Source organism: uncultured Shewanella sp., assembly GCF_947491715.1.
Classification (GTDB): Bacteria; Pseudomonadota; Gammaproteobacteria; order Enterobacterales; family Shewanellaceae; genus Shewanella.
The window spans coordinates 22,005-41,965 of record NZ_CANLKR010000017.1 but is presented as its reverse complement, the minus strand read 5'-3'; the positions used below and the strand labels follow the sequence as shown (position 1 = coordinate 41,965).

Annotated in this window: 20 protein-coding genes; 13 read left to right on the top strand and 7 right to left on the bottom strand. The window is 38.3% G+C overall.

The annotated features are described in order from the left end of the window. Positions 1-68: 68 nt before the first annotated feature. The 3 genes from Q0779_RS12780 to Q0779_RS12770 form a co-directional block, all read right to left on the bottom strand. Positions 69-344: an HU family DNA-binding protein gene (locus tag Q0779_RS12780; RefSeq protein WP_248940100.1), complete on the bottom strand. Its 276-nt coding sequence runs from the start codon at positions 342-344 to the stop codon at positions 69-71. A 132-nt stretch (positions 345-476) separates the two neighbouring features. Beyond that, complete coding sequence (locus Q0779_RS12775) at positions 477-608, bottom strand: hypothetical protein (RefSeq protein WP_298773089.1); 132 nt, start codon at positions 606-608, stop codon at positions 477-479. Between the two features lie 108 nt (positions 609-716). Beyond that, a complete protein-coding gene (locus Q0779_RS12770; protein ID WP_298773088.1) occupies positions 717-1,118 on the bottom strand; it encodes a hypothetical protein in 402 nt (133 codons plus the stop codon). A 157-nt stretch (positions 1,119-1,275) separates the two neighbouring features. On the opposite strand from Q0779_RS12770, the gene Q0779_RS12765 reads away from it, so the two are divergent. Together Q0779_RS12765 and Q0779_RS12760 are read left to right on the top strand one after the other, a co-directional pair. Beyond that, positions 1,276-1,785 (top strand): DUF4240 domain-containing protein, encoded by a 510-nt coding sequence (locus tag Q0779_RS12765; protein WP_298773086.1) that lies wholly within the window; start codon positions 1,276-1,278, stop codon positions 1,783-1,785. A gap of 78 nt (positions 1,786-1,863) precedes the next feature. After that, on the top strand, positions 1,864-2,406 hold the full coding sequence (locus Q0779_RS12760; RefSeq protein WP_298773085.1) for a DUF3016 domain-containing protein: 543 nt from the start codon (positions 1,864-1,866) through the stop codon (positions 2,404-2,406). Positions 2,407-2,720: 314 nt separating this feature from the next. Here the strand turns inward: Q0779_RS12760 and Q0779_RS12755 are convergent, their stop codons facing one another. After that, a complete protein-coding gene (locus Q0779_RS12755) occupies positions 2,721-3,032 on the bottom strand; it encodes a prephenate dehydrogenase (protein ID WP_298773083.1) in 312 nt (103 codons plus the stop codon). A 69-nt stretch (positions 3,033-3,101) separates the two neighbouring features. Between Q0779_RS12755 and Q0779_RS12750 the strand changes: the two genes are divergently transcribed. Then, on the top strand, positions 3,102-4,043 hold the full coding sequence (locus Q0779_RS12750) for a TraB/GumN family protein (RefSeq protein WP_298773081.1): 942 nt from the start codon (positions 3,102-3,104) through the stop codon (positions 4,041-4,043). Positions 4,044-4,063: 20 nt separating this feature from the next. On the opposite strand, the gene Q0779_RS12745 is transcribed toward Q0779_RS12750, so the two are convergent. Continuing rightward, positions 4,064-5,401, bottom strand: a complete 1,338-nt coding sequence (locus Q0779_RS12745; protein ID WP_298773079.1) for a M20 family metallopeptidase — start codon at positions 5,399-5,401, stop codon at positions 4,064-4,066. Positions 5,402-5,874: 473 nt separating this feature from the next. Between Q0779_RS12745 and Q0779_RS12740 the strand changes: the two genes are divergently transcribed. From Q0779_RS12740 to Q0779_RS12710, 7 genes are all read left to right on the top strand, one after another. Then, complete coding sequence (locus Q0779_RS12740) at positions 5,875-6,414, top strand: hypothetical protein (protein ID WP_298773077.1); 540 nt, start codon at positions 5,875-5,877, stop codon at positions 6,412-6,414. A gap of 139 nt (positions 6,415-6,553) precedes the next feature. Continuing rightward, on the top strand, positions 6,554-7,816 hold the full coding sequence (locus Q0779_RS12735) for a hypothetical protein (RefSeq protein ID WP_298773075.1): 1,263 nt from the start codon (positions 6,554-6,556) through the stop codon (positions 7,814-7,816). Between the two features lie 146 nt (positions 7,817-7,962). Continuing rightward, on the top strand, positions 7,963-9,411 hold the full coding sequence (gene mpl / locus Q0779_RS12730; protein ID WP_298773073.1) for a UDP-N-acetylmuramate:L-alanyl-gamma-D-glutamyl-meso-diaminopimelate ligase: 1,449 nt from the start codon (positions 7,963-7,965) through the stop codon (positions 9,409-9,411). Between the two features lie 25 nt (positions 9,412-9,436). Continuing rightward, positions 9,437-10,102, top strand: a complete 666-nt coding sequence (locus tag Q0779_RS12725; RefSeq protein WP_298773072.1) for a flavin prenyltransferase UbiX — start codon at positions 9,437-9,439, stop codon at positions 10,100-10,102. A 41-nt stretch (positions 10,103-10,143) separates the two neighbouring features. Beyond that, positions 10,144-10,674, top strand: a complete 531-nt coding sequence (gene hpt / locus Q0779_RS12720; protein WP_298773070.1) for a hypoxanthine phosphoribosyltransferase — start codon at positions 10,144-10,146, stop codon at positions 10,672-10,674. A gap of 280 nt (positions 10,675-10,954) precedes the next feature. Continuing rightward, positions 10,955-11,893, top strand: a complete 939-nt coding sequence (locus Q0779_RS12715; protein ID WP_298773068.1) for an ABC transporter ATP-binding protein — start codon at positions 10,955-10,957, stop codon at positions 11,891-11,893. Between the two features lie 2 nt (positions 11,894-11,895). After that, a complete protein-coding gene (locus Q0779_RS12710) occupies positions 11,896-12,666 on the top strand; it encodes an ABC transporter permease (protein WP_298773167.1) in 771 nt (256 codons plus the stop codon). Between the two features lie 52 nt (positions 12,667-12,718). Here the strand turns inward: Q0779_RS12710 and Q0779_RS12705 are convergent, their stop codons facing one another. Further along, positions 12,719-15,130, bottom strand: a complete 2,412-nt coding sequence (locus Q0779_RS12705; protein ID WP_298773067.1) for a hypothetical protein — start codon at positions 15,128-15,130, stop codon at positions 12,719-12,721. 317 nt (positions 15,131-15,447) lie between these two features. Beyond that, positions 15,448-16,677 carry a hypothetical protein gene (locus Q0779_RS12700; RefSeq protein ID WP_298773065.1) on the bottom strand — a complete coding sequence of 410 codons (1,230 nt, stop codon included), beginning with the start codon at positions 16,675-16,677 and terminating at the stop codon, positions 15,448-15,450. Between the two features lie 716 nt (positions 16,678-17,393). Here Q0779_RS12700 and Q0779_RS12695 point away from each other — a divergent pair. The 3 genes from Q0779_RS12695 (at position 17,394) to Q0779_RS12685 (ending at position 19,918) form a co-directional block, all read left to right on the top strand. Then, positions 17,394-17,591 (top strand): hypothetical protein, encoded by a 198-nt coding sequence (locus Q0779_RS12695; protein WP_298773064.1) that lies wholly within the window; start codon positions 17,394-17,396, stop codon positions 17,589-17,591. 218 nt (positions 17,592-17,809) lie between these two features. Further along, entirely contained in the window at positions 17,810-19,090 is a 1,281-nt protein-coding gene (locus tag Q0779_RS12690) for a BamA/TamA family outer membrane protein (RefSeq protein ID WP_298773059.1), read from the top strand. A 348-nt stretch (positions 19,091-19,438) separates the two neighbouring features. Then, complete coding sequence (locus Q0779_RS12685) at positions 19,439-19,918, top strand: type III secretion system chaperone (protein WP_298773058.1); 480 nt, start codon at positions 19,439-19,441, stop codon at positions 19,916-19,918. Positions 19,919-19,961: the final 43 nt, after the last annotated feature.

Here is a 19,961-nt window from a genome sequence, read left to right as displayed (position 1 = left end):
TATTTTGATAAGGTTATGCCATAAAAAAACCTCCAAGCGATTGGAGGTTTTTATTTAAAAAGATAGCCTTAACTATTAACGCTGTCTTTTAATGTTTTTCCGGCCTTAAACTTAGGAACGATTGCCGCTGGGATTTGAATTTCTTTACCCGTTTGTGGATTACGTCCTGTACGAGCTGCGCGGCTTGAAGTTTCAAAAGAACCAAAACCAACGATGGAAATTTTATCACCGCTTTTCATCGCTTCTGCGACAGTTTCTTCGAAAGATTTAAGTGCACGCGCGGCTTCAGCCTTAGTTAGATCCGCTGACTCAGCCATTTTTGCAACAAGTTCAGTTTTATTCATTTGAATTGTCTCTTCTTTCCGTAGATTTAATAATTGCACTATGTAACATGCCATAAGCTTAGGCATATTAAAAGCAATTTACTCGATGAATTAACGATAAAAGTTAAAAATAGGCGGTAAACCGACATTTTGCTAATTTTCTTCACGTAAAGGATAGATAATTTGCTCAACCAGCCTAGCTTCAAAGGGTTTATCGCATAATGCATTGATCCCCGCTTGATGTACATTATTTAAGTTAGCATCATTTGGTAGAGATGGCACCATAAGGATCGGAATATTGGCTGAGAAAATGGATAAATTGGGTCAATGTGAGTTTATCAATGATGGCAATATTGTCATCATTGCTCCCATTGTTGATTATTTCTCACTCTTTTAAGATTTTTTGTCTGATAAGTAATTCTGTGTTTGACTGGAAAATGCGACCCAATATTGAAAAATTAATGCACAAATGATTGTTGGTACTAAGTATTGCATAGGAATGAGACGGTCATTTAAGACGACTTTGACATCTTCAGGAGTGATCTGGTAAGCCACCAAAGCTGTGATACCGAAGGCGACGAACCCGAGTGTTTGAATGACAAGATACAACTTAAAAACAATACCGGCCCAACTTGTGCGTAATACTAATCCAAAGATGACGGGGATAACGCCTAAAGTAAAAAGATCAATGGCGTGTATGTTAATACTTCTAATAATGGCGAAGATTGTGACGCAAACATAGGCAATGATCAACAGAAATAAAGGAAATGGCGGCATTTTCAACGAAATATTCATGAGTTTATTTTTATTATTAAAAAGGAGATAAGGAAACACACAGTGTAAGAAATTGCGTCGTTAATATCTATAAAATAAAATTGGGTTTATGATTTGTTTTGCGTAATACGTAGAGAGTTAGATAAAATAGTGTAGTATTCATCGATAAGAGACCACCATGATAGAAGCCGATTTTTGGACGCTTGTTACTCGAACGACGGCCAGTCAAACACAAGAAGATTTAGCTGAAGCATTGAAAAAAAAGCTATCCCTATTATCAGATCCTGAGCTAAAAGCATTTGATAAATTTTTTGGGCAACAGATGCGTCGAAGCTATACTTGGACTATCTGGGGAGCGGCTTATATTATTACGGGCTGTGATTCGGAGTATGCTTTTTCAGAATTTCGCTGTTTTCTTATTTCTTTGGGAAAGAAGTGGTATGAAAGAGTGTTGAAAAATGCCGATGATTTAGGACTGCTCGAACAATGGCCGATGAAAGATGGTTATGCTTATCCCTTTTTAGATGAGTATGACTTAATTGCAGGTCAACTTTATGAGGAACGAAATGATGATGAATTACCTTTCATACCATCAGGGCTAAGTCAGCCTGATGGGAAAAAGTTTTCTCATAAAAAGAAACACTTAAAATCTAATTATCCGCAGTTAAGCGCAGCATTTCCTTTTTAATCTCGCTTGAAGAATTGAATTAATAAGTGTTTTTAAACTCTAAACATCACTATTCAATTAATAGGTAAAGGTTATCTTATGAAATATCAGCATCGATTATGGCTAGTTTTGTTCTCGTTCTTGTCACTTTCAAGTTGGGCCATAGATGGCGTTGGGCCTGATCAAGTGACAAAATCTGGGAACGTCACCATTGAGTGGGATAGCCCTCAAGATTATACCGATATAAAATCAGTTTCTGGTAAACAAGGTGCTTATGAGCAAAGGGTGTTTAAAGCGCTGACAGATAACTTGGCTAAAGTCGCTAAGCAAACATTACGTCCCGATTTAAAATTAGAATTGATTGTGACCAATCTTGATTTAGCGGGGGATGTTCAGTCAACATTTGGTGCAACACCTAATGATATTAGAGTGGTTAAGCCTGTTTTTCCGCCAAAAATTACATTCAGTTACAGTGTATTAGAAGGCGATAAGGTCATTATGGTTGGGGATGAAAAATTGACTGATTTGAATTTTATGAATGGGTTAAAAAAACCTAATGAGAAATCGTTTAGTTATGAAAATGCGATGTTAAAATCTTGGCTGGTAAACAAAGTTGAACCCCATTTGCCCACAGCCAATTAATCCATTTTGCGCCATTAAGTACCCATTTTTAATGGCGCATAAATACCCGTGATACTTGAAGATGCATGTTTTCAGAGCCTGTAAAAGTGCCTAATTCAAGGCGTATTATTGCAAGAATGCTTATTGCCTTTTAAGGTGATACAACTTCGATGTAGGTGATTTTACAGACTTCCAAAGGGCTGGTTTAAAAGCCTTTTATACTGCGTTATAGAACATCAGCTTAGAATGGCTAAGCACGCTGTTCAAAGCCTTGCCTAAAAGGCTTTTAATTCCAGCTGAATCCTGCATCTTCAAGTATCACGGGTATAAAGCACTTATTTTGCGTTTTGTTTAAAGGCTTCTAGTGTTTGTAAAAGCAATGCAAGCTTAGGTAATAATTGGTTTAATGCTTGAGTAAAGGCTTCTTTATCTTTTGGAAGCGCTTCCATTTCAGTGGCGAGTTCTTGCACATAAGGCTTGAATCGATCGCTTTGGGTGGTGAACTGTTGCTCTTTTTTGAAAATAGCTGAAAATTTGGCATGTCCTGACTTTTTTAGTTCATCTAGTTTCTTATCGGCATCGATTGCTTGGCGATAAGCCGTTTGAAGATTACTTTGCAGTTGTGCTTGCACTTTAGTGTGTGGCATAGCAGCCTCTGATCATGATTTTTGCTGAATTATAATGTATCGCTGGGATAATAATAAGGAAAAATAATAATGGCTATCAGCCAACGATTTCGATTCATGTATAGGGTCTTACTCTGTCTAAGCTTTTTCAGCCTACCGAGTTTGGTGTTGGCAGAAGATAAACCTCTATTATATAAAATAAACATTAAAGGGAAAACCGCTTATCTTTTTGGTTCTATTCATATTGGTCAAGCTGATTTTTATCCTTTACCAGCAAGAGTGACACGGGCTTTTTCTCGTTCTTCAGGATTGGTGATAGAGGCTAAGCCCGATAATGAGCAGATGGTTAGATTGTTGCAAAAATATGGACGAATGCCATATAAAATGGATAAAAGAACGGCATTGCTGTTCACCCAATATTGTCAATATCGAGAGGATTTTTGTGCGAAAATATCCTCTTTTTCTCCTTGGTTACAAGCGCTGCAAATTAGTTTAATGCGCTATGGTGCTTTGGGGTTAACGAGTCAGTTTGGAATAGATGTGGTTCTAATGAAGCAAAATGGCCAACGGCCCTTGTATGAACTGGAATCAGCAGAAGAGCAGCTTGCTTTGCTAGCCTCTTTTTCGACCGACATTCAATCGGAAATGCTGCAAGAGTCAATTAATACCAGTGATGAAGACATGTTACAGTTAGTAGATGCATGGCGAGAAGGCAATCAATCACAGTTAGTAAGGCTTATTGAGAGTCAGTTGATGACGTCAGTGAATAGAGCACAAATTGATGGGGCGATCCAAAAGGGTAATGAAAAGGTTAGAAAAATTGAGGACTCTCTTATTGAGCGATTGCTCTGGCAACGAAATCAAACCATGGCCTTAGGCATTGAGCGATTACTCAATAATCAAGAGCTAGATGATTTGTTTGTGGTGGTTGGCGTGGGGCACTTGGTGGGAGATAAGAGTATTCAAAGTGAGCTCCTTAAAAAAGGCGCCCACATTAACAATTGCTGGCAACAAGACTGTTTATCGGATTAGATATTGCTCTTTATTGAATATTAATGAGTAAACAAACTGATTGCGGTTGCTGTCATTGCTTTTACGCCTGTTGCTATGGTTAAGGGGTAATCTGGTGCAAATTGTGAGGAATGCAGAGAAGGTAATTTTTCATCACTTTGTTGATTTTTCTTGTACTTGATTGGATCCACGGCCCCTAACCAAAATAGGGTAATTGGGCGTTGATCCGGCGTGAGTCCATACAAACCAAAATCTTCTCCTGCCATAACGGGCTCTACAGTTTTGACATCGTTTTCTCCCAATTCTTCGACTAAGGCTTGAGTGACTTTTTTATTCAGAATGGGGTCGTTGTAAACTGGGGACGTCGATGTTTCTGTCCCATTCACTATGACGTCTGGCATGAGGTTATTAGGTAGACCTGCGCTGAGGGCGATGCCTTTAACTAATCGCTTTAAGGCGGCAATTTGTTGTTTTTTAACCTCTGGGTCATAAGACCGTAATGTTAATTGTAAGGTGACTTCATCTGGAATGACATTGTATTTGCTACCGCCGTTGATAGCACCTACGGTCATGACATTGGGCTCTAATGGGGATATTTCTCGGCTGGCGATAGTCTGCAATGCGAGCACAATTCGAGAGGCAAGGACGATGGGATCTTTGGTCATTTGGGGATAAGCACCGTGACCTCCTATACCTTTAACGGTAATATCAATGGAATCAACGCTGGCCATAGCGGGGCCTTCAATAACCCCTACAGTGCCAGCTGCGAGATCGGCACTCACATGTAACGCTATAATCTCATTGGGTAACATAAACTTTTCAAACAATCCTTCTTTTAACATGGCATTGGCACCCGCTCCTATTTCTTCTGCGCCTTGAGCGACTAACATGAGTGTGCCTGCCCAGTTATTTTTAAATTTGATAAGTTGTTCTGCTGCCCCTAATAATACGGTCATATGGATATCATGACCGCAAGCATGCATGATCCCGACTGGGTTATTGTGCTTATCGAGTGCTGTTTTCGTTGAGGCGTACGTTTTACCTGTTTCTTCAGTAATAGGCAGTGCATCCATATCGGAACGGATCATAATCGTCGGCCCAGCTCCATTTTTGTATAAAGCGACGACGCCATATCCGCCTACATTTTGAGTCACATTAAATCCCAGTGCTGATAATTTATCGGCGATGATTTTTGATGTCTGTTTTTCTTGTTGAGATAATTCAGGGTTTTGATGAAAGTGTAAGTAGGTGTTCTCGAGTTTAGGCAAGGCGTTGGTCACTGATTTTTGTAACGTTTCTTTTGAAATAGGTTGCGCTAGTGCAATATTGATTAAGAGTAAGGAAAGCAAACAATAACAACATAATCTTATGGTAAGCATGGTGTAACCTCTATTGTGGCCGTGAATTAACAATCAAGGACGTGTATTATCAATTATTAAGTTTAGTTGACCGATTTACGTGAAGCATAGCGATGATGAAGTTGTTATATTTTTAATAGTCTATATAACCTGAACCATTTATTTTAGGTTCAAATGTATTGAGTCACTTTAGTACTCAGAAAAAACTATTCAGGAATTGACAAGATATATTGGCGGCTGTAACTGAAGGTGCGGTTATAAAATTAGCTTACACTACAATATTAATCATTTTCTTTAATCTTAAATATGGATTTGTATGCTTGCTGAAAAATTATTGGAATGATATAAAATATAACGTGTTTAATTTATTATGAAAAAAATCTGGTCTGGTCAGTTTTCTTTATTCTTATGTCAAATATATAAGAGAAAAATAGTTTTTGTGCTTAAAGTTATACGCCATTCTATGTGTATAACGCTCCCTGAGAGGCTACAACATGTTATCGACAACATTAGTGACAATACCTGCGAGCCAGTTAACAGGCTCTGAATATAATACTGAGGACAAGAAGTATAGTCAGTTAGACTTAAGTCATAATCGTCTCTTTGCTGCGGTGAATGGAGATGTTAAAGGGGCAACGGATATGGGCTTTTTTGATAAATTATTTGATAAGGTCTTCAATTCTAGCCAAAAAACAGAAGCACTTAAACTGTTAAAGAATATTTTGGAAGCTGAATTAACGGAGCTTCCAACGATAAGTCAAAATAATGAATATCATGATAGCTTAAAGCATAATTTTGATGCGTTAAAAGCATTAGCTGGGGAGCATCATCAACATCTTTTTGTGATTAAAAATGAAGGCAGTCTAGATGATATCAGTGTTGAATTTATTATTGGCGGAAAGCCCATTCGTTCGGCTTTGAACCCTGATTATGTTTACGATGATCGCTTAGATATTCTCAATGGATTTGGCTCTTATAGTGAAGATGGTGACTCTTTATTTTTATCTAGACATGGCAGTCATAACTTCGTTTAACTCATTGCCTGAAAGCTTGCTTTTAAACTCAATATTCTATGGATATGGGGGATCTAACCGATTGCCCATAGTGCTGCATATTAGGCTATAGTTTTATTATCTTTTTGTTCATTTTTAACTTTTCTTTCATGCTTAAATTATGGGTTGGATAGATAGCGTTAAGTTCTGGGTATTATTTTGTCCTTTATTGTTTCTTATTGCTTGTAGCCAAAGTGATGAGCTGTTAAGGGGCTATCAAGCTGTTGCTGTGACTGCGAAGCAATTTAACGATAACGTACCCGACTCTTTAACTCATTTTCAAGATCATGTGATGCAATACCCAATGATTCAAGAGGGCAGTGAAATGAACATATTGATTATTGAAGCTGACTCCCCCCGCACCGCTGAAACCATTATTTTTTTTAATGGGCTATCGCAAGTTATTCCAGATTGGCCTCCTTTATTGATAGAATTACTCGTTGGAAAATATAATCTGTTGTTTATGGATTATCCTGGCATTGGCGGCACTCATCCTTTTCAGGATAAGGATTTTAATTTTCTTAATATCGCGAATAATATTAATAAAATATTAGATTCATTTCCTGATAAGTATACCAATATTGTCGCAAATCGTGTTCATTTTGTCGCTTGGTCTTTAGGGACTTTAGTGGCTTTAAAATCAATAACACCTTTGAGTCAAAAAAGACAAATAAAGAATGTCATATTGTTTTCAACAAAACCTGGTGGAGAAGGGGAGACACCTCTAGGAACGGCTTTTGGTAATACGTCGCCTTGTGTGAAAAGTACTGTGGCTGAATTATCACAGCAAGGAAAAGATTGGTATGCTCATTTGGCTAGAAGATTGAAGCAAAATGTATTTGAATTGTTGTTTCCATATAAAGGTCAAGCCATTGTAGACAGTTCGAGTGCTTATATGGATTGCACGGTGAGTGATCAAGGGGAGGTATTGCAAGTTGGTATTTCTCCAGAATTAAGCCATCAATATGATAAAATAGGATGGTTATTTTTGAAAAATAGATTGTGGGGGTTATGGCATGGTGGGATCCCTCATAAAGTGTTTAACCAACAAAGGCAAGCGGTGAGTGATTGGGATAGATTGAGTGAATTAGGTGAGCATTATCATATAAGTCGCGATTCAGGTAATGATGCGATTTGCCAAACTAGAACGCTCACTAAAAACAGGGTGTTGTCAGTATGCCCTGATTTATCCACAAAAGTGGAGCATATAAAAGTGATCCATGCCAAGAAAGATCTTTTCATACAATATCGTTTTGGGCAATCATTGGTTGATGCTCTCAATACCGCAAGCCCTAAGATAGCGAGTCTGGATTTGTTTGATGATGCGGGCCATGGATATTTTTTGCAAGTGTCTTATCAGCTCACCCCGTTTATGTTTGAATGACTTTTCACTATGACGTTTTATTTCTACTGAGTTGCTCTTTTTTTAGAATGCACCTTTCCTCTACAGGGTTAAGTTTGTATCTGGTGGGCTAATCGGTAGAATGGTGACCATCTTATCCTATTTTATTGATGGTTCGAGAGCGGTTTATGCATTTACATATTTTAGGTATTTGTGGCACCTTTATGGGCGGATTGGCCCTGTTAGCACGTTCGAAAGGGCACAAAGTGACAGGGTGTGATCTTAATGTTTATCCCCCTATGAGCACACAATTACAAGAACAAGGAATAGGCTTAACTCAAGGTTATGATCCAGAACAGTTGGGCTTGAGTGAAGATGATTATCCCGATTTAGTTGTCATAGGTAATGCCATGAGCCGAGGGAACCCCTGTGTTGAGGCTGTACTGGATAAAGGTATTCCTTATACTTCGGGTCCACAATTTTTAGCCGAGCATATTTTAATGGATAAGTGGGTATTAGCGGTATCGGGTACTCATGGAAAAACAACGACAGCAAGTATGTTAGCGTGGATCTTAGAAGATTGCGGTTATACGCCCGGTTTTTTAATTGGTGGTGTGCCACAAAACTTAGGTATTTCGGCTCGCTTAGGACAGTCGCCTTTTTTTGTGGTAGAAGCGGATGAATATGATAGTGCTTTTTTTGATAAACGTTCTAAATTTGTGCATTACCGTCCTCGTACATTAGTTGTGAATAATTTGGAATTCGATCATGCTGACATTTTTGACGATTTAAAAGCAATCCAAAAACAATTTCACCATCTTATTCGCACTGTGCCTAGCCAAGGAAAAATTATTTGGCCTAATACCAGTCAAGCGGTATCGGATGTGATGACGATGGGTTGTTGGAGTGAGCAAGAAACCTTATGTCCTGTTATGCAAACTGCAGGTTTACAAGCGCTCGTTAATCCAGCTTTGGCTAATTTAAATCAGTCTGAGGCTGATTGGTATGGGCAGGCCGTTGTAGATGATGGTCATGTCTTTGATGTGTTTTTTAAAGGACAAAAGCAAGGCCAAGTGAATTGGACGCTGATTGGTCAACATAATATCGATAATGCTTTAATGGCTATTGCGGCAGCTAGACATGTCGGTGTGAGTCCTGATGCCGCTATTACAGCACTTGAGCGATTTGAATCCCCTAAAAGACGCATGGAGTTATTAGACACAGTAAAAGGGGTGGCTATCTTTGATGATTTTGCGCATCACCCTACTGCTATTGCGACTTCTGTAAATGCAATGAGGGCTAAAGTGGGCTCTACAAAAATCACGCTGATTATTGAGCCACGCTCAAATACCATGAAAGCTGGGGTGCATAAAGATACATTGCTGAATTCATTTGAAGGGGCTGATGAAGTTTTTTTATACCAACCTGAACATTTAGAGTGGAATATGGAACTATCCATGGCTGAGGCGAATATACCTGTGCATGTCTTACCGCACCTCGAATGCATTATTGAGCAAGTCATTGCGAAGGCGAAAAGTAGTGATACCATTATCGTGATGAGTAATGGTGGTTTTGGGGGATTGCATCAGCGTTTAATTCAAGGCTTGCAGTCTATGGATAGTCTACTGCAAGTATAATGGGCCATTTACCTTAGGAAATATCATGTCTTATACACGCTCTAAGCGTAGCATTAGTTTAGCTTGGACGGGCGCATCGGGTGCACCCTATGGGCTTAAACTATTATTTTGTTTGTTGCAGGCAGACTTTCAAGTGTTTTTGATGATTTCAAAAGCGGCAAGAGTGGTACTTGCCACTGAAAGCGACTTGAAAATTAATAGTCAGGGAGATAAAGCCAAGCAGCAATTATTGCAATATTTTTCAAAAGGTTATGGTGTTGAGCCTGAAGTAATAAAGGGAGAGTTGTGTGTGCTTGGGCAAGATGAGTGGTTTTCTCCCCCCGCGTCAGGTTCGGCAGCGCCAAAACAAATGGTGGTTTGTCCTTGTAGCACTGGCACACTTGCGGCTGTGGCAACAGGTATGAGTAATCATTTGCTTGAACGTGCGGCAGATGTGGTATTAAAAGAGCGGGGGCAACTTATTCTCGTGCCAAGAGAAACCCCTTTTAATGCGATTCATTTAGAACACATGTTGTCACTTTCAAAGCTTGGGGCAACGATAATGCCAGCTGCACCGGGTTTTTATCATGATCCCAAATCGATTGAAGATCTGGTAAACTTCATGGTCGCTCGAATATTGGATCATTTGAGCGTTGAGCATAAATTAACAAAAAGGTGGGGTTACGATCAACGCGGCTTCGACCTTAAATAATTTCCATAGCGTTAAAAGTTAAATCGATAATTGAGAGAGATATGAAACACACGACTGAAGTAATGATCTCAAGTGATGAGATTGATCAGAAGCTAGAGATATTGGCCGAAAACATTAACGCCCATTATGCAAATAGTGAGCGCTTATTAATGGTAGGATTATTAAAGGGCTCTGTGGTTTTTATGGCGGATTTGTGTCGTCGTATTAAAGGTCATGTTGAAATCGATTTTATGTCGGTATCGAGCTATGGTGATGGAATGACCAGCTCTCGAGATGTGAAAATTTTAAAGGATGTACAATCTGATATTCAAGGTCGAGATGTATTGATCGTTGAAGATTTAATTGATTCAGGCAATACCTTGAATAAAGTCCGTGAAATGTTATCGCTGCGCGAGCCTAAAAGTTTAGCTTTATGTACTTTGCTGGATAAACCAGAGCGTCGAGAAGTGGAAGTGCCAGTGGATTTTGTCGGCTTTACCATTCCTGATGAGTTTATTGTAGGTTATGGTATCGATTATGCTGAGCAATATCGTAACTTACCTTATATCGCTAAAGTCGTGCCATTAGATTAATCTTATTGAACAGATTTATGATGATTGAATATTCGCTTTTTTAGTATGTATTTATTATGATTAAACTCCTGTATATACAGGAGTTTTTTGTTTGTTTTTTGGGTTTTTTTAGCCGTGAGTTTTATTGTTTTAGGTAAATTTTACTGGTCAGTACAATATTAGATTTGCTAGGATTGAGCATGATTTAAGACTTTAGTCTGGTTAGCTTCGATGTAAGCCTATTACTTTCAAAAGAACACTCCCTCATGCAGGCGTTTTTCTTTTTTATCGGATAAATACAATGAAAAATACAGAGTATGCTCTCGTCCTTGAAGAGGTGAAAAAAACCTACAAAGGTGGCGTGGAAGCCGTTAAGGGCATTAGTTTAAAAGTGCGGCAAGGGGATTTTTACGCACTATTAGGGCCTAATGGAGCCGGGAAATCAACGACAATTGGTATTATTAGCTCTTTAGTCCAAAAAACATCGGGCCGTGTTTCTGTTTTCGATCACAATATTGATGCTGAGCTGGAATTAGCCAAGCTTTGCATTGGGTTAGTGCCACAAGAGTTCAACTTCAATCAGTTTGAAACTGTTTTGCAAATTGTGATGAACCAAGCGGGCTATTATGGCGTTCCTAAAAATAAGGCTTTAGTAAGGGCACAAAAGTATCTAGGTGAACTGGATTTATGGGAAAAACGTCACAGTCGAGCGCGGGAATTATCTGGCGGTATGAAACGTCGCTTGATGATCGCTCGAGCATTAATGCATGAACCTCAGCTATTGATCTTGGATGAACCTACCGCTGGAGTGGATATTGAATTACGTCGCTCTATGTGGACATTTTTAACAGATCTTAATGCGCAAGGTGTCACTATTATTTTGACGACGCATTACCTTGAAGAGGCAGAGATGTTGTGTCGTCATATTGGGATTATTGATAAAGGGGAATTAGTCGAAAATACGACAATGAAGAGCTTGCTCAGTCGGTTGCATCTTGAGACTTTTATCTTAGATTTGGCTGAGAATAGAGAAGCTGCCCCAGAGATTACTGGATTTCCAACGCGTTTGACTGCTCCCCACACATTAGAAATTGATGTGGAAAAAAATCAAAGTATCAATCAGGTTTTCACACTATTAAGTCAACAAGATATCGATGTGTTATCGATGCGTAATAAGGCTAATCGTCTTGAAGAACTATTTGTGACTTTAGTTGAGAAAGCGAAAGGAGAGCCAGCATGAATATGAAAGCGTTATACTTTACGGCTTTTAAAAGTATTCTCAAAAAAGAAATCACTCGTTTTACCCGTATTTGGGTACAGACCTTAGTCCCACCTGCGATCAGTATGACTTTGTACTTTTTGATTTTTGGTAGCTTAGTGGGTAAGCGTATTGGTGAAATGGGGGGGGTGTCTTATATGGAGTTTATTGCGCCGGGCCTTATTATGATGTCGGTGATCACCAGCTCTTACTCGAATGTGGCCTCTTCCTTTTTTAGTGCGAAATTTCAGCGTAATTTAGAAGAGCTAATGGTCGCGCCAGTACCCCATTACGTGATGATAGCGGGGTATGTGGGTGGTGGCGTGGTACGGGGTTTGTTAGTTGGATCCATCGTTACCGCCGTTGCGTTATTTTTTGTGAATTTGTCATTGCATAATTTACCTTTAGTGATATTAACGGTATTGATAACCTCGATATTGTTCTCATTGGCTGGATTGATTAATGCCGTTTTTGCAAAAAGTTTTGATGATATTAGTATCATTCCTACATTTGTCTTGACGCCATTGACCTATTTAGGAGGAGTATTTTATTCGCTTTCTTTATTACCGCCATTTTGGCAAGGCGTATCGAATTTAAATCCTGTGGTTTACATGATTAATGCATTTCGTTATGGCTTTTTAGGAATTGCAGATATGAGTGTGCCTTTATCCATTGGCGTGATGATTACTTTCTGTCTCAGCTTCTGGTTTGTCGCTTATTATCTCATTTCCAGAGGCATTGGATTACGAAGTTAATACTAAAAAGCCGCTTTTAAAGGCGGCTTTTTATACTTGCTCAATTGTAATGTTAGGGCGTCCATTTAGCAGCGGTATAATTGAGTTCATTGCGGATCTCAACTGAAAATGCGCCGCTTGAATCCCAAAGTGTTTCGGCTTGATAGCCTGTTGCTTTTACTGCACTGGTTATAGCATCAGAGAAAAAGCTGTCTGATTTCATGCGTATACCGATTCGAACACCTGCAGTTGCATAAGAAGTGGCGACTTTTGATAATGCTCCATAAGTAAACACTCCCATGGCTTCTCCCACCTGACTGCCTGCAACACAACCATCAATTTGTTCACCCATATAAGAGCCTAGATAGCCGCCAACGCCACAACCAATGCTCGCCATAAGTGCGCCAACTCCCATTCCAGCTGCGATATCTTTAGAGCGATGAAGTGGCCAAGTGGTGTTAGGCCCCGCTTTTCCTGTGAGCATCAGGCTATCAAAATTGGTGCCGACTGCAGTGGGTATGATTGAGCCAAACATTTTGACATAGGCATTGGCATAAAGTGATTGGTCGAATTTATACTGGGCGTACTGTTTCATTATTTTGGTATCAAATACATTGCGGCCATTACTTCTTTCTTTCACCACCATAGGGAAAATAATGGAGTGCCCTCTTGATAGTCCTGCTTGGCCGACTATCATACGCTCCTCTCCTGTATCTGAGGTACTGGCGCCTGATTTCGTATAGACTTGATCGGCGAGACGAACCTGTAATTTGCCGACAGCAACTACGCAGGATGTACAGGTATTTTTAGGATCATATGTATTGGCTGGGAGCCATTGAGGTGGATAATATCTGAGTTCGAGCATGGCTTTACTGTCAACGCCTGAGCCGACTAATTTGCTTTTAAATGCCACTTGAGCACGTAAACGCCAGCGAAAGCTAATATTTTTCTTAGCTAACGCAGTTTGCATATCAGTGATGCTAGGGAAGGTTTCATAATGTAAATCCCCCCCGTCATTTCCTAAGCTGAACACTTTAGGATTATTACTGTCGTATTGGTTAAGGGTGTTAAGTGCTGAGTTGAGATCTTCAGTGTCCAGTAAAGCCGCTTCTTGAAAACGCGCACCAGCATCACCGATGACATCACAGTTCTCCATGTAAATATTATTTAGTTTACAACGCATAAAATTGAGATAATGCCCGAGCTCCTCTACATAGACCTCAACAATCTGTGACTTTTCCTCTTCCTCTAACCCTTGCATATTAAATAAGTTTTCATTAAGCAAGATGATGCCGTCATTATCATTATAAATAAAAGCACCTGGACCGCCATCGAGTAACTTGTTACTGACTAAGTAGGGGATGCGTCTATCGATACCGTCGTTGAGCGGATCGGTCTGATACATCGCTCGGTTAAGCTGTTCAATGATGGTATCAGTGTCTATCGTGCTATAAATGGTGTCAAATGCTTGCCCGAAACTGTGCTGCATAAGTAATGTAAATTGTGCTTTTCTTGTTTGTAATTCCGTATCGCTTAACCCAAATTCTTGCATATTAAAACGATTAAATTGGGTTGCTTTATCGGCATCATCACAAAGTCCAGGCAGTGCAATATTTTCACAAGCGCTGCTTAAAGAAGCGATATAGCTGTTGCTGCTACCATTATCAAATGAAGAGCTATTGCGTATTTCATCAATTGTTGAAAACTGACCGAAAAAAAGCTGCTTATTTTCATCATTGGAAAGTGAATTATTCATGTTGAATTTAATCTTAAACCTACGGACTAACTTTATGGCATTGAGGGCTGACCTATCATCCAGTAATGTCAGTATTTCGGTTAAGTCGTCATTATGCTTACCGTTCGCGATTTGTCTAATATAGCGAATGACCTTTCGAATGGCGATGATGTTCTCTATCATTGCTTTCATCATAGTTGCAGCTTGAGAAAAACAAGTGAGTCCTTCAGCCGTACCTTGTGCTGCATTATTGCTGGCAGTATTGGCAGCATTAGATAGGCAATCAGTGAAACCATTTATCACATTTAACGCCATCTCGCCCCAAGCTTGTGCATCGTTAATCGGGAGAGCTCCGAGTAATTGAGGGATATCCATTGTATTTATGGTACTGATAAATGTTGTCAGTCCAGAGTCTAAATTTTTAATTATTTTAGCATCTTGTACTTGATTGGTGATTTCCGTAATACCCGAATTTAAATAGTTAACAGTGCTGGCGGAGCCACTTTTAACGGCTGAGTCGGCAATATTTTTCACAAAATTGGTTGTGTCTTTAATGTAAGGGACTTTAGTGATGGTATTGATGCCTAAATAATTAATAAAAAAATTATTATTACTGGGATCAACAATGGATTTCACTTCTTTAATGATTTTATTAAAAAAACCGGCTTTAGATATATTGGGTAATAAGCATAATGAAATAGTTGTCAATATAATTGAAATTGATTTTATTACCCTTTTTTCTATTTTCATGGAAATCATTACATCAAAGTTTTATTTTTTGTTGGTGTAATTATATTTTTAATAGATGACAGTGATGTGACAAATATGCCTTTGTGGAAAATAAGAGCTTTTATTCAAAATAATAATATTGACTCTAATATTATATAGCACCTTACATATTAATTTCTATATTTCAGACTGAAACTTAAGAGAAAAATAGATCGAGTATTTAATCATAAACCGCAACTTTTGTATGTGTGAGGGGGGGCGAGTATTTACGGTATGCCATCATTTTAGATGCCAGTAGTACTTGCGACTCGACTTTTGACTGCGGTTTCGCTGGTTTTTTATTGATCAAAAACATTTATCAAATCCGCGGGACATGTTTTATATTGCCCATCTTTATAGTGGCATAGCGTATTAGTATCGATAATTTTTACATTGACATTCATTTTGGATTCATTGGTTTCTAAGGTTGATTTTATGGTCGAGACGTCCTCTGGGATGGCTTTATTTAAACAGGCCCCAGATCCTTGGGATAAACATTCGAGCTGCCCGGTATAAGGGTTTTCACTAATTAGCCACGCTTGACCTAATGCGCTCATTACATTTTTCCAGTTACGGATAAGATTATTTAATTGAGAGCACCAACTGTTGTCACTATAACCATCACTGCCAGTCACTGAGAATAAAGCAGTATAGCCTTGCTCAGCTTCATAGCCTGTTGCAGTACCACAGCGGAGCATAGTTAGGTTTTCAAAATACTCATCGGTGCGTGTAATGGAGGTGGGAAAGACATTTTCTGTATCTGAAGAGGTGGCTTTAAGGCAAGTCCCTGAGCCTTGAATGGATAAACAGGCAATACGATTATTGTCTGAAATATCATACACAGCTGGGGCGTCAATAACACCGGGAAAGTTCCATCCATCGGGGATAACAGCAACATCATCGACACCTGAGATTGTAATAGGGACGGCGACCTTACTGGTTTGTTTATAATTACCGTTATTACGCCTGATCATGGTGGCATATAGATCGACTTCTAAATCTAATACATCCTCGGTAATATCTAAGGTTTTTCCCTTGAGTAGGCTACTGCCTGCGGGAATGTTAACTTGCATAACACCAGCATATTGCGTACCAAACCCTGCATTTTGGGCATTGGTTCGCCATGTGCTCAGCTGATCCCATTTAAAGACCTCAACACTTCCTTCTTTGATCGAACCTGAGCCAGATTTACTTTTACATAATGACTTCATATTATCATCATTGTATTCACTCTTACTCCAAGTGACTTCTTCTCCAGTTTCAGGGAAACCAGCAATGGTATTGTCTTGATTTTCATCAGTCCAATCTGTTTGGCTATAATCATTTTCCCAAGAGATGTATTTATGGATAATTTTAATAAAAGGGATCCCAATACAGACTTTTCCATCATTGTCACCTGTTAGTGTTAAGGTGACATTGATCCCCCCTTTCCCATCATAAGTAGCCGAATCAGCACCTAGCACCATAGAATAAGCTGTATTAGAGAGTAAAAATGTCAGTATAAATAAGAGTATTTTTTTATTTGTCATGAACTAACCTCTTTATAATTTGTGTGCTTATCAATATTGTAATTATTTTTTAGGTGTTCCCTATTGTTGATTTTTATTCCATGGTTATTATGTTTTATATTATACGGTTTTCGGTTTTCTGATTTTTAGTATCACTTTATTTAGGTGTTTATTATTTTTATTTATATCTAAGTCATGTTCTTTAATAATATTTATTTCGCTTACATTAATTTAATACACCATATAATGAATGAAAGATTATTTTCAAGTGTTCATCTTCGATAGATGTATGTTCCAAATTAAATCAGTCAATTTTAATAATTAATAAACATTAATTCACATAAATATTTTCATTTACTCATAGATTGTCTATTTATTATTCAGCCTTATTTAAGGTATTCATCTTTTTTGTAACAAATGTTTACTTATATTCCGTTTTAACGTTATAAGGATGAAGGTTATTTATTGATGATTTTGATTTATAATGTTATTTATGTCTTTCAAATGAAAAACTATTCTACTATGAAAAATGCTAATTTGAGTGACTTCACAAGCTTGTAAGTACTTTTTTTAGTCAATAACACAATCAAATCATGAGATTGTGAGGGGCTGCGGCAGTTTTTCTGGTAAAAGTTATTTCATTTTTGATATGATAATAAGATAGAGCACAAGCTGTGCTCAATGCCTGTTAGGCATGAGATTAAGTCCTAGTGTGAATCGAATAAAAGGAATTATTCATGAGTACGTTTTTTAAAATCACATTATCTTCTACTATCGCTATCACTGTTGCGCTATTACTATTCTATTTTTCTCCTGTTCAAGGCTCATATCATCGACCCTTAGAAGCCTTAATTTATCAAGCGTGTCCATTGGTGGCTTTTGTGGTGGGATATTTACTTTATCAAGTGTCAGGTTTACTTGGAAAAGAAGAGTGACATCTTTGCGAGAGTGAGCCAGAGGGTCTATCTTGGGTATAGCAATGTATTTTGAATACCGATGAATACTCTTGCTTTTTTTAGCCGTCGCTGATGACCTGAGTTCAATAAGGCATTGCAGTATCAAGTGACTCAATTTATTGTTGGCTGACTTGATGGTGCTTATGCGCGTACTCTTTGTTCGATGTTATCTCATGATTTTGAGTGTTTCATTATTAATGATGTGGTTAATACCAAAGGGTATAGCCGCACCTGGGGCCAGTGTTAAAACACGTATTGATTTATCGCATTCTTCAAGTAAAAAATTCCAAACGTTGATTTTACCTTATGTGTTCAGTACTGACTCATTAGGGGTAAATTTTGGGGTAGGGGGCATGCTTAAAGGCGCTTTCCAAGAACAAATGACGATGGGCGCGACGGCATTTGCGGGTGAGGAAAGCCAAGGTGCAGGTGGAGGGGTTTGGAATTATCGTATTACAGCAACGGAGCGCTTTTATTTAAGTGCGTACGGTTTTTTTGGCTATTATCCTGACCAAAGAGCATATACTGGAGGAAGTTTAGACTTTACGCCTGCGGGTACGCCTTTACCAGGCAGTAATGCCTCATCAAATGATCAATATTTAGAAGCCGATGGCGCATCTAATTGGTTTGATGTGAAGTTAGAATATGTGTTACCACTTGGCAGAGCGAAGCAAAACCCATTGATGTCATATCGATTGAAAAATGGTCTGTTAGTCTCATCGCCCACTGGAGGAGGCAAATGGGATCCGCTGTCGACAGGAGTCACTATTGCGGTGCTGCGGCAATTTAATCGTTATCAGAGTTTTGACTTTGACAGTAACCCAATTGATGGGAGTATTCGGGCGCTTGAATTGGGCTTGCTATATGATAATACTGACTTCCCCGTGAATCCCAGCCAAGGTAATCGTCAGTATATTGCTTATTCACAAGATATTAGTTGGCTTGATTCGGATTATCAGTGGACATTTTTAGATGCTGAAATGAGCCAATATTTTTCTTTTGGCGAGTCTGAATATGCCAGTCAGCGAATTGTCGCATTGAATTTTTGGACTGGGTATTCACCGTCATGGGCGTTAGAATATGATGGCCAAGGCGGGCGAAAAATTATTGATAATGCACCTTATAATGAGGGGGCGACATTAGGGGGATTTTACCGTTTAAGAGGATACGATCAAAATCGGTTTAGTAGTCAATCGGCCATTTATGGCACTGCAGAGTATCGCTATACCCTTAAATATAATCCTGTTGAAGATATTAATTGGCTGCGTTTCTTACATTTAGATTGGTTTCAATTGGTGGGCTTTGTGGAAGCGGGTAGAGTGGCGGAACATTATTCGGCGACGGATTTACTGTCGAATGTAAAAGTGGATTATGGCTTTTCATTGCGGGCATTAACGGCTGGCATTGTGGTTAGGGCTGATATTGCTCATTCCAATGAGGCGACAAATGCATGGGTGATGATTAATCATCCATTTTAGGTTTGCTATTGGAGGGGGAGGAAGTTCTGAAGGGGAAATTTACACTCTGATTTATGATATGAATAAATTTTAATTATTCTAAGTAACAGAAACATTCTTTTATATATTGATACACTAGGAGTCAATGGCTGGGATTTTTATTTTAATGTCGTTACTGCAATGTTTTTGATATTAATCATATTGGTTTTTTATTCTTTATGTATTTTATTTGTTTTTCATTTAATCCTTTTTGTAAACATACATTAAATTCGGTGGTTTTAATTTAGTTGTAAATGTTTACTTTTTTGATAGTCGTATAATTTTTTATTGTGATAACTTTCATGGATACAAAAAACATAGGTGTTATTTATGATTAATTCGATGAATATTATAAATCAATTTATTAAGGACTTTAAATTAGACCCCTCTTCTTTTGAACAGGAAGGTTATTTACGTTTGCATACGAATGAAACCTGTAAAATACACATTCAAATTAACGATGATAAAACCTTAATTACATTTTTCTCAGAAGTTACTGATATATCTAAATATGATCAATTGGATTTATATAAAAGATTACTGACGGCAACCTATTTTGGGCAGGAAACCAATCAGTTTCATTTTGGTGTTAACCCCGAAACATATAAATTGGTCCTATTTAAAACGATAAATGATGAAGTGATGAATGAAGGGATGTTTGAAAATATATTGAATTCATTAACTCAGGCCGTTATTACATGGCAAGAAAAAATAGTTAATCTTGTAAGTCAAAAAGATTTGTTTGTTGAGGCTAGTCGAGGCAGCAGTTCTGGGAATAAAAGCAGTAACCCTTTCTTTTTACCTGTGTAATACAGAATATTTTTTACGTTAAAACTTATTCGATTAAGTTTTT

Excerpts from the sequence above, each read along its gene's own strand:
- Q0779_RS12700 (WP_298773065.1), bottom strand. The coding sequence starts at position 16,677 with ATGACAAATAAAAAAATACTCTTATTTATACTGACATTTTTACTCTCT.
- Q0779_RS12745 (WP_298773079.1), bottom strand. The coding sequence starts at position 5,401 with ATGCTTACCATAAGATTATGTTGTTATTGTTTGCTTTCCTTACTCTTA.
- Q0779_RS12765 (WP_298773086.1), top strand. The coding sequence starts at position 1,276 with ATGATAGAAGCCGATTTTTGGACGCTTGTTACTCGAACGACGGCCAGT.
- Q0779_RS12770 (WP_298773088.1), bottom strand. The coding sequence starts at position 1,118 with ATGAATATTTCGTTGAAAATGCCGCCATTTCCTTTATTTCTGTTGATC.
- Q0779_RS12695 (WP_298773064.1), top strand. The coding sequence starts at position 17,394 with ATGAGTACGTTTTTTAAAATCACATTATCTTCTACTATCGCTATCACT.
- Q0779_RS12735 (WP_298773075.1), top strand. The coding sequence starts at position 6,554 with ATGGGTTGGATAGATAGCGTTAAGTTCTGGGTATTATTTTGTCCTTTA.
- hpt (WP_298773070.1), top strand. The coding sequence starts at position 10,144 with ATGAAACACACGACTGAAGTAATGATCTCAAGTGATGAGATTGATCAG.
- Q0779_RS12780 (WP_248940100.1), bottom strand. The coding sequence starts at position 344 with ATGAATAAAACTGAACTTGTTGCAAAAATGGCTGAGTCAGCGGATCTA.
- Q0779_RS12725 (WP_298773072.1), top strand. The coding sequence starts at position 9,437 with ATGTCTTATACACGCTCTAAGCGTAGCATTAGTTTAGCTTGGACGGGC.
- Q0779_RS12750 (WP_298773081.1), top strand. The coding sequence starts at position 3,102 with ATGGCTATCAGCCAACGATTTCGATTCATGTATAGGGTCTTACTCTGT.
- Q0779_RS12760 (WP_298773085.1), top strand. The coding sequence starts at position 1,864 with ATGAAATATCAGCATCGATTATGGCTAGTTTTGTTCTCGTTCTTGTCA.
- Q0779_RS12690 (WP_298773059.1), top strand. The coding sequence starts at position 17,810 with ATGATGTGGTTAATACCAAAGGGTATAGCCGCACCTGGGGCCAGTGTT.
- Q0779_RS12685 (WP_298773058.1), top strand. The coding sequence starts at position 19,439 with ATGATTAATTCGATGAATATTATAAATCAATTTATTAAGGACTTTAAA.
- Q0779_RS12775 (WP_298773089.1), bottom strand. The coding sequence starts at position 608 with ATGGTGCCATCTCTACCAAATGATGCTAACTTAAATAATGTACATCAA.
- mpl (WP_298773073.1), top strand. The coding sequence starts at position 7,963 with ATGCATTTACATATTTTAGGTATTTGTGGCACCTTTATGGGCGGATTG.
- Q0779_RS12755 (WP_298773083.1), bottom strand. The coding sequence starts at position 3,032 with ATGCCACACACTAAAGTGCAAGCACAACTGCAAAGTAATCTTCAAACG.
- Q0779_RS12710 (WP_298773167.1), top strand. The coding sequence starts at position 11,896 with ATGAAAGCGTTATACTTTACGGCTTTTAAAAGTATTCTCAAAAAAGAA.
- Q0779_RS12715 (WP_298773068.1), top strand. The coding sequence starts at position 10,955 with ATGAAAAATACAGAGTATGCTCTCGTCCTTGAAGAGGTGAAAAAAACC.
- Q0779_RS12740 (WP_298773077.1), top strand. The coding sequence starts at position 5,875 with ATGTTATCGACAACATTAGTGACAATACCTGCGAGCCAGTTAACAGGC.
- Q0779_RS12705 (WP_298773067.1), bottom strand. The coding sequence starts at position 15,130 with ATGAAAATAGAAAAAAGGGTAATAAAATCAATTTCAATTATATTGACA.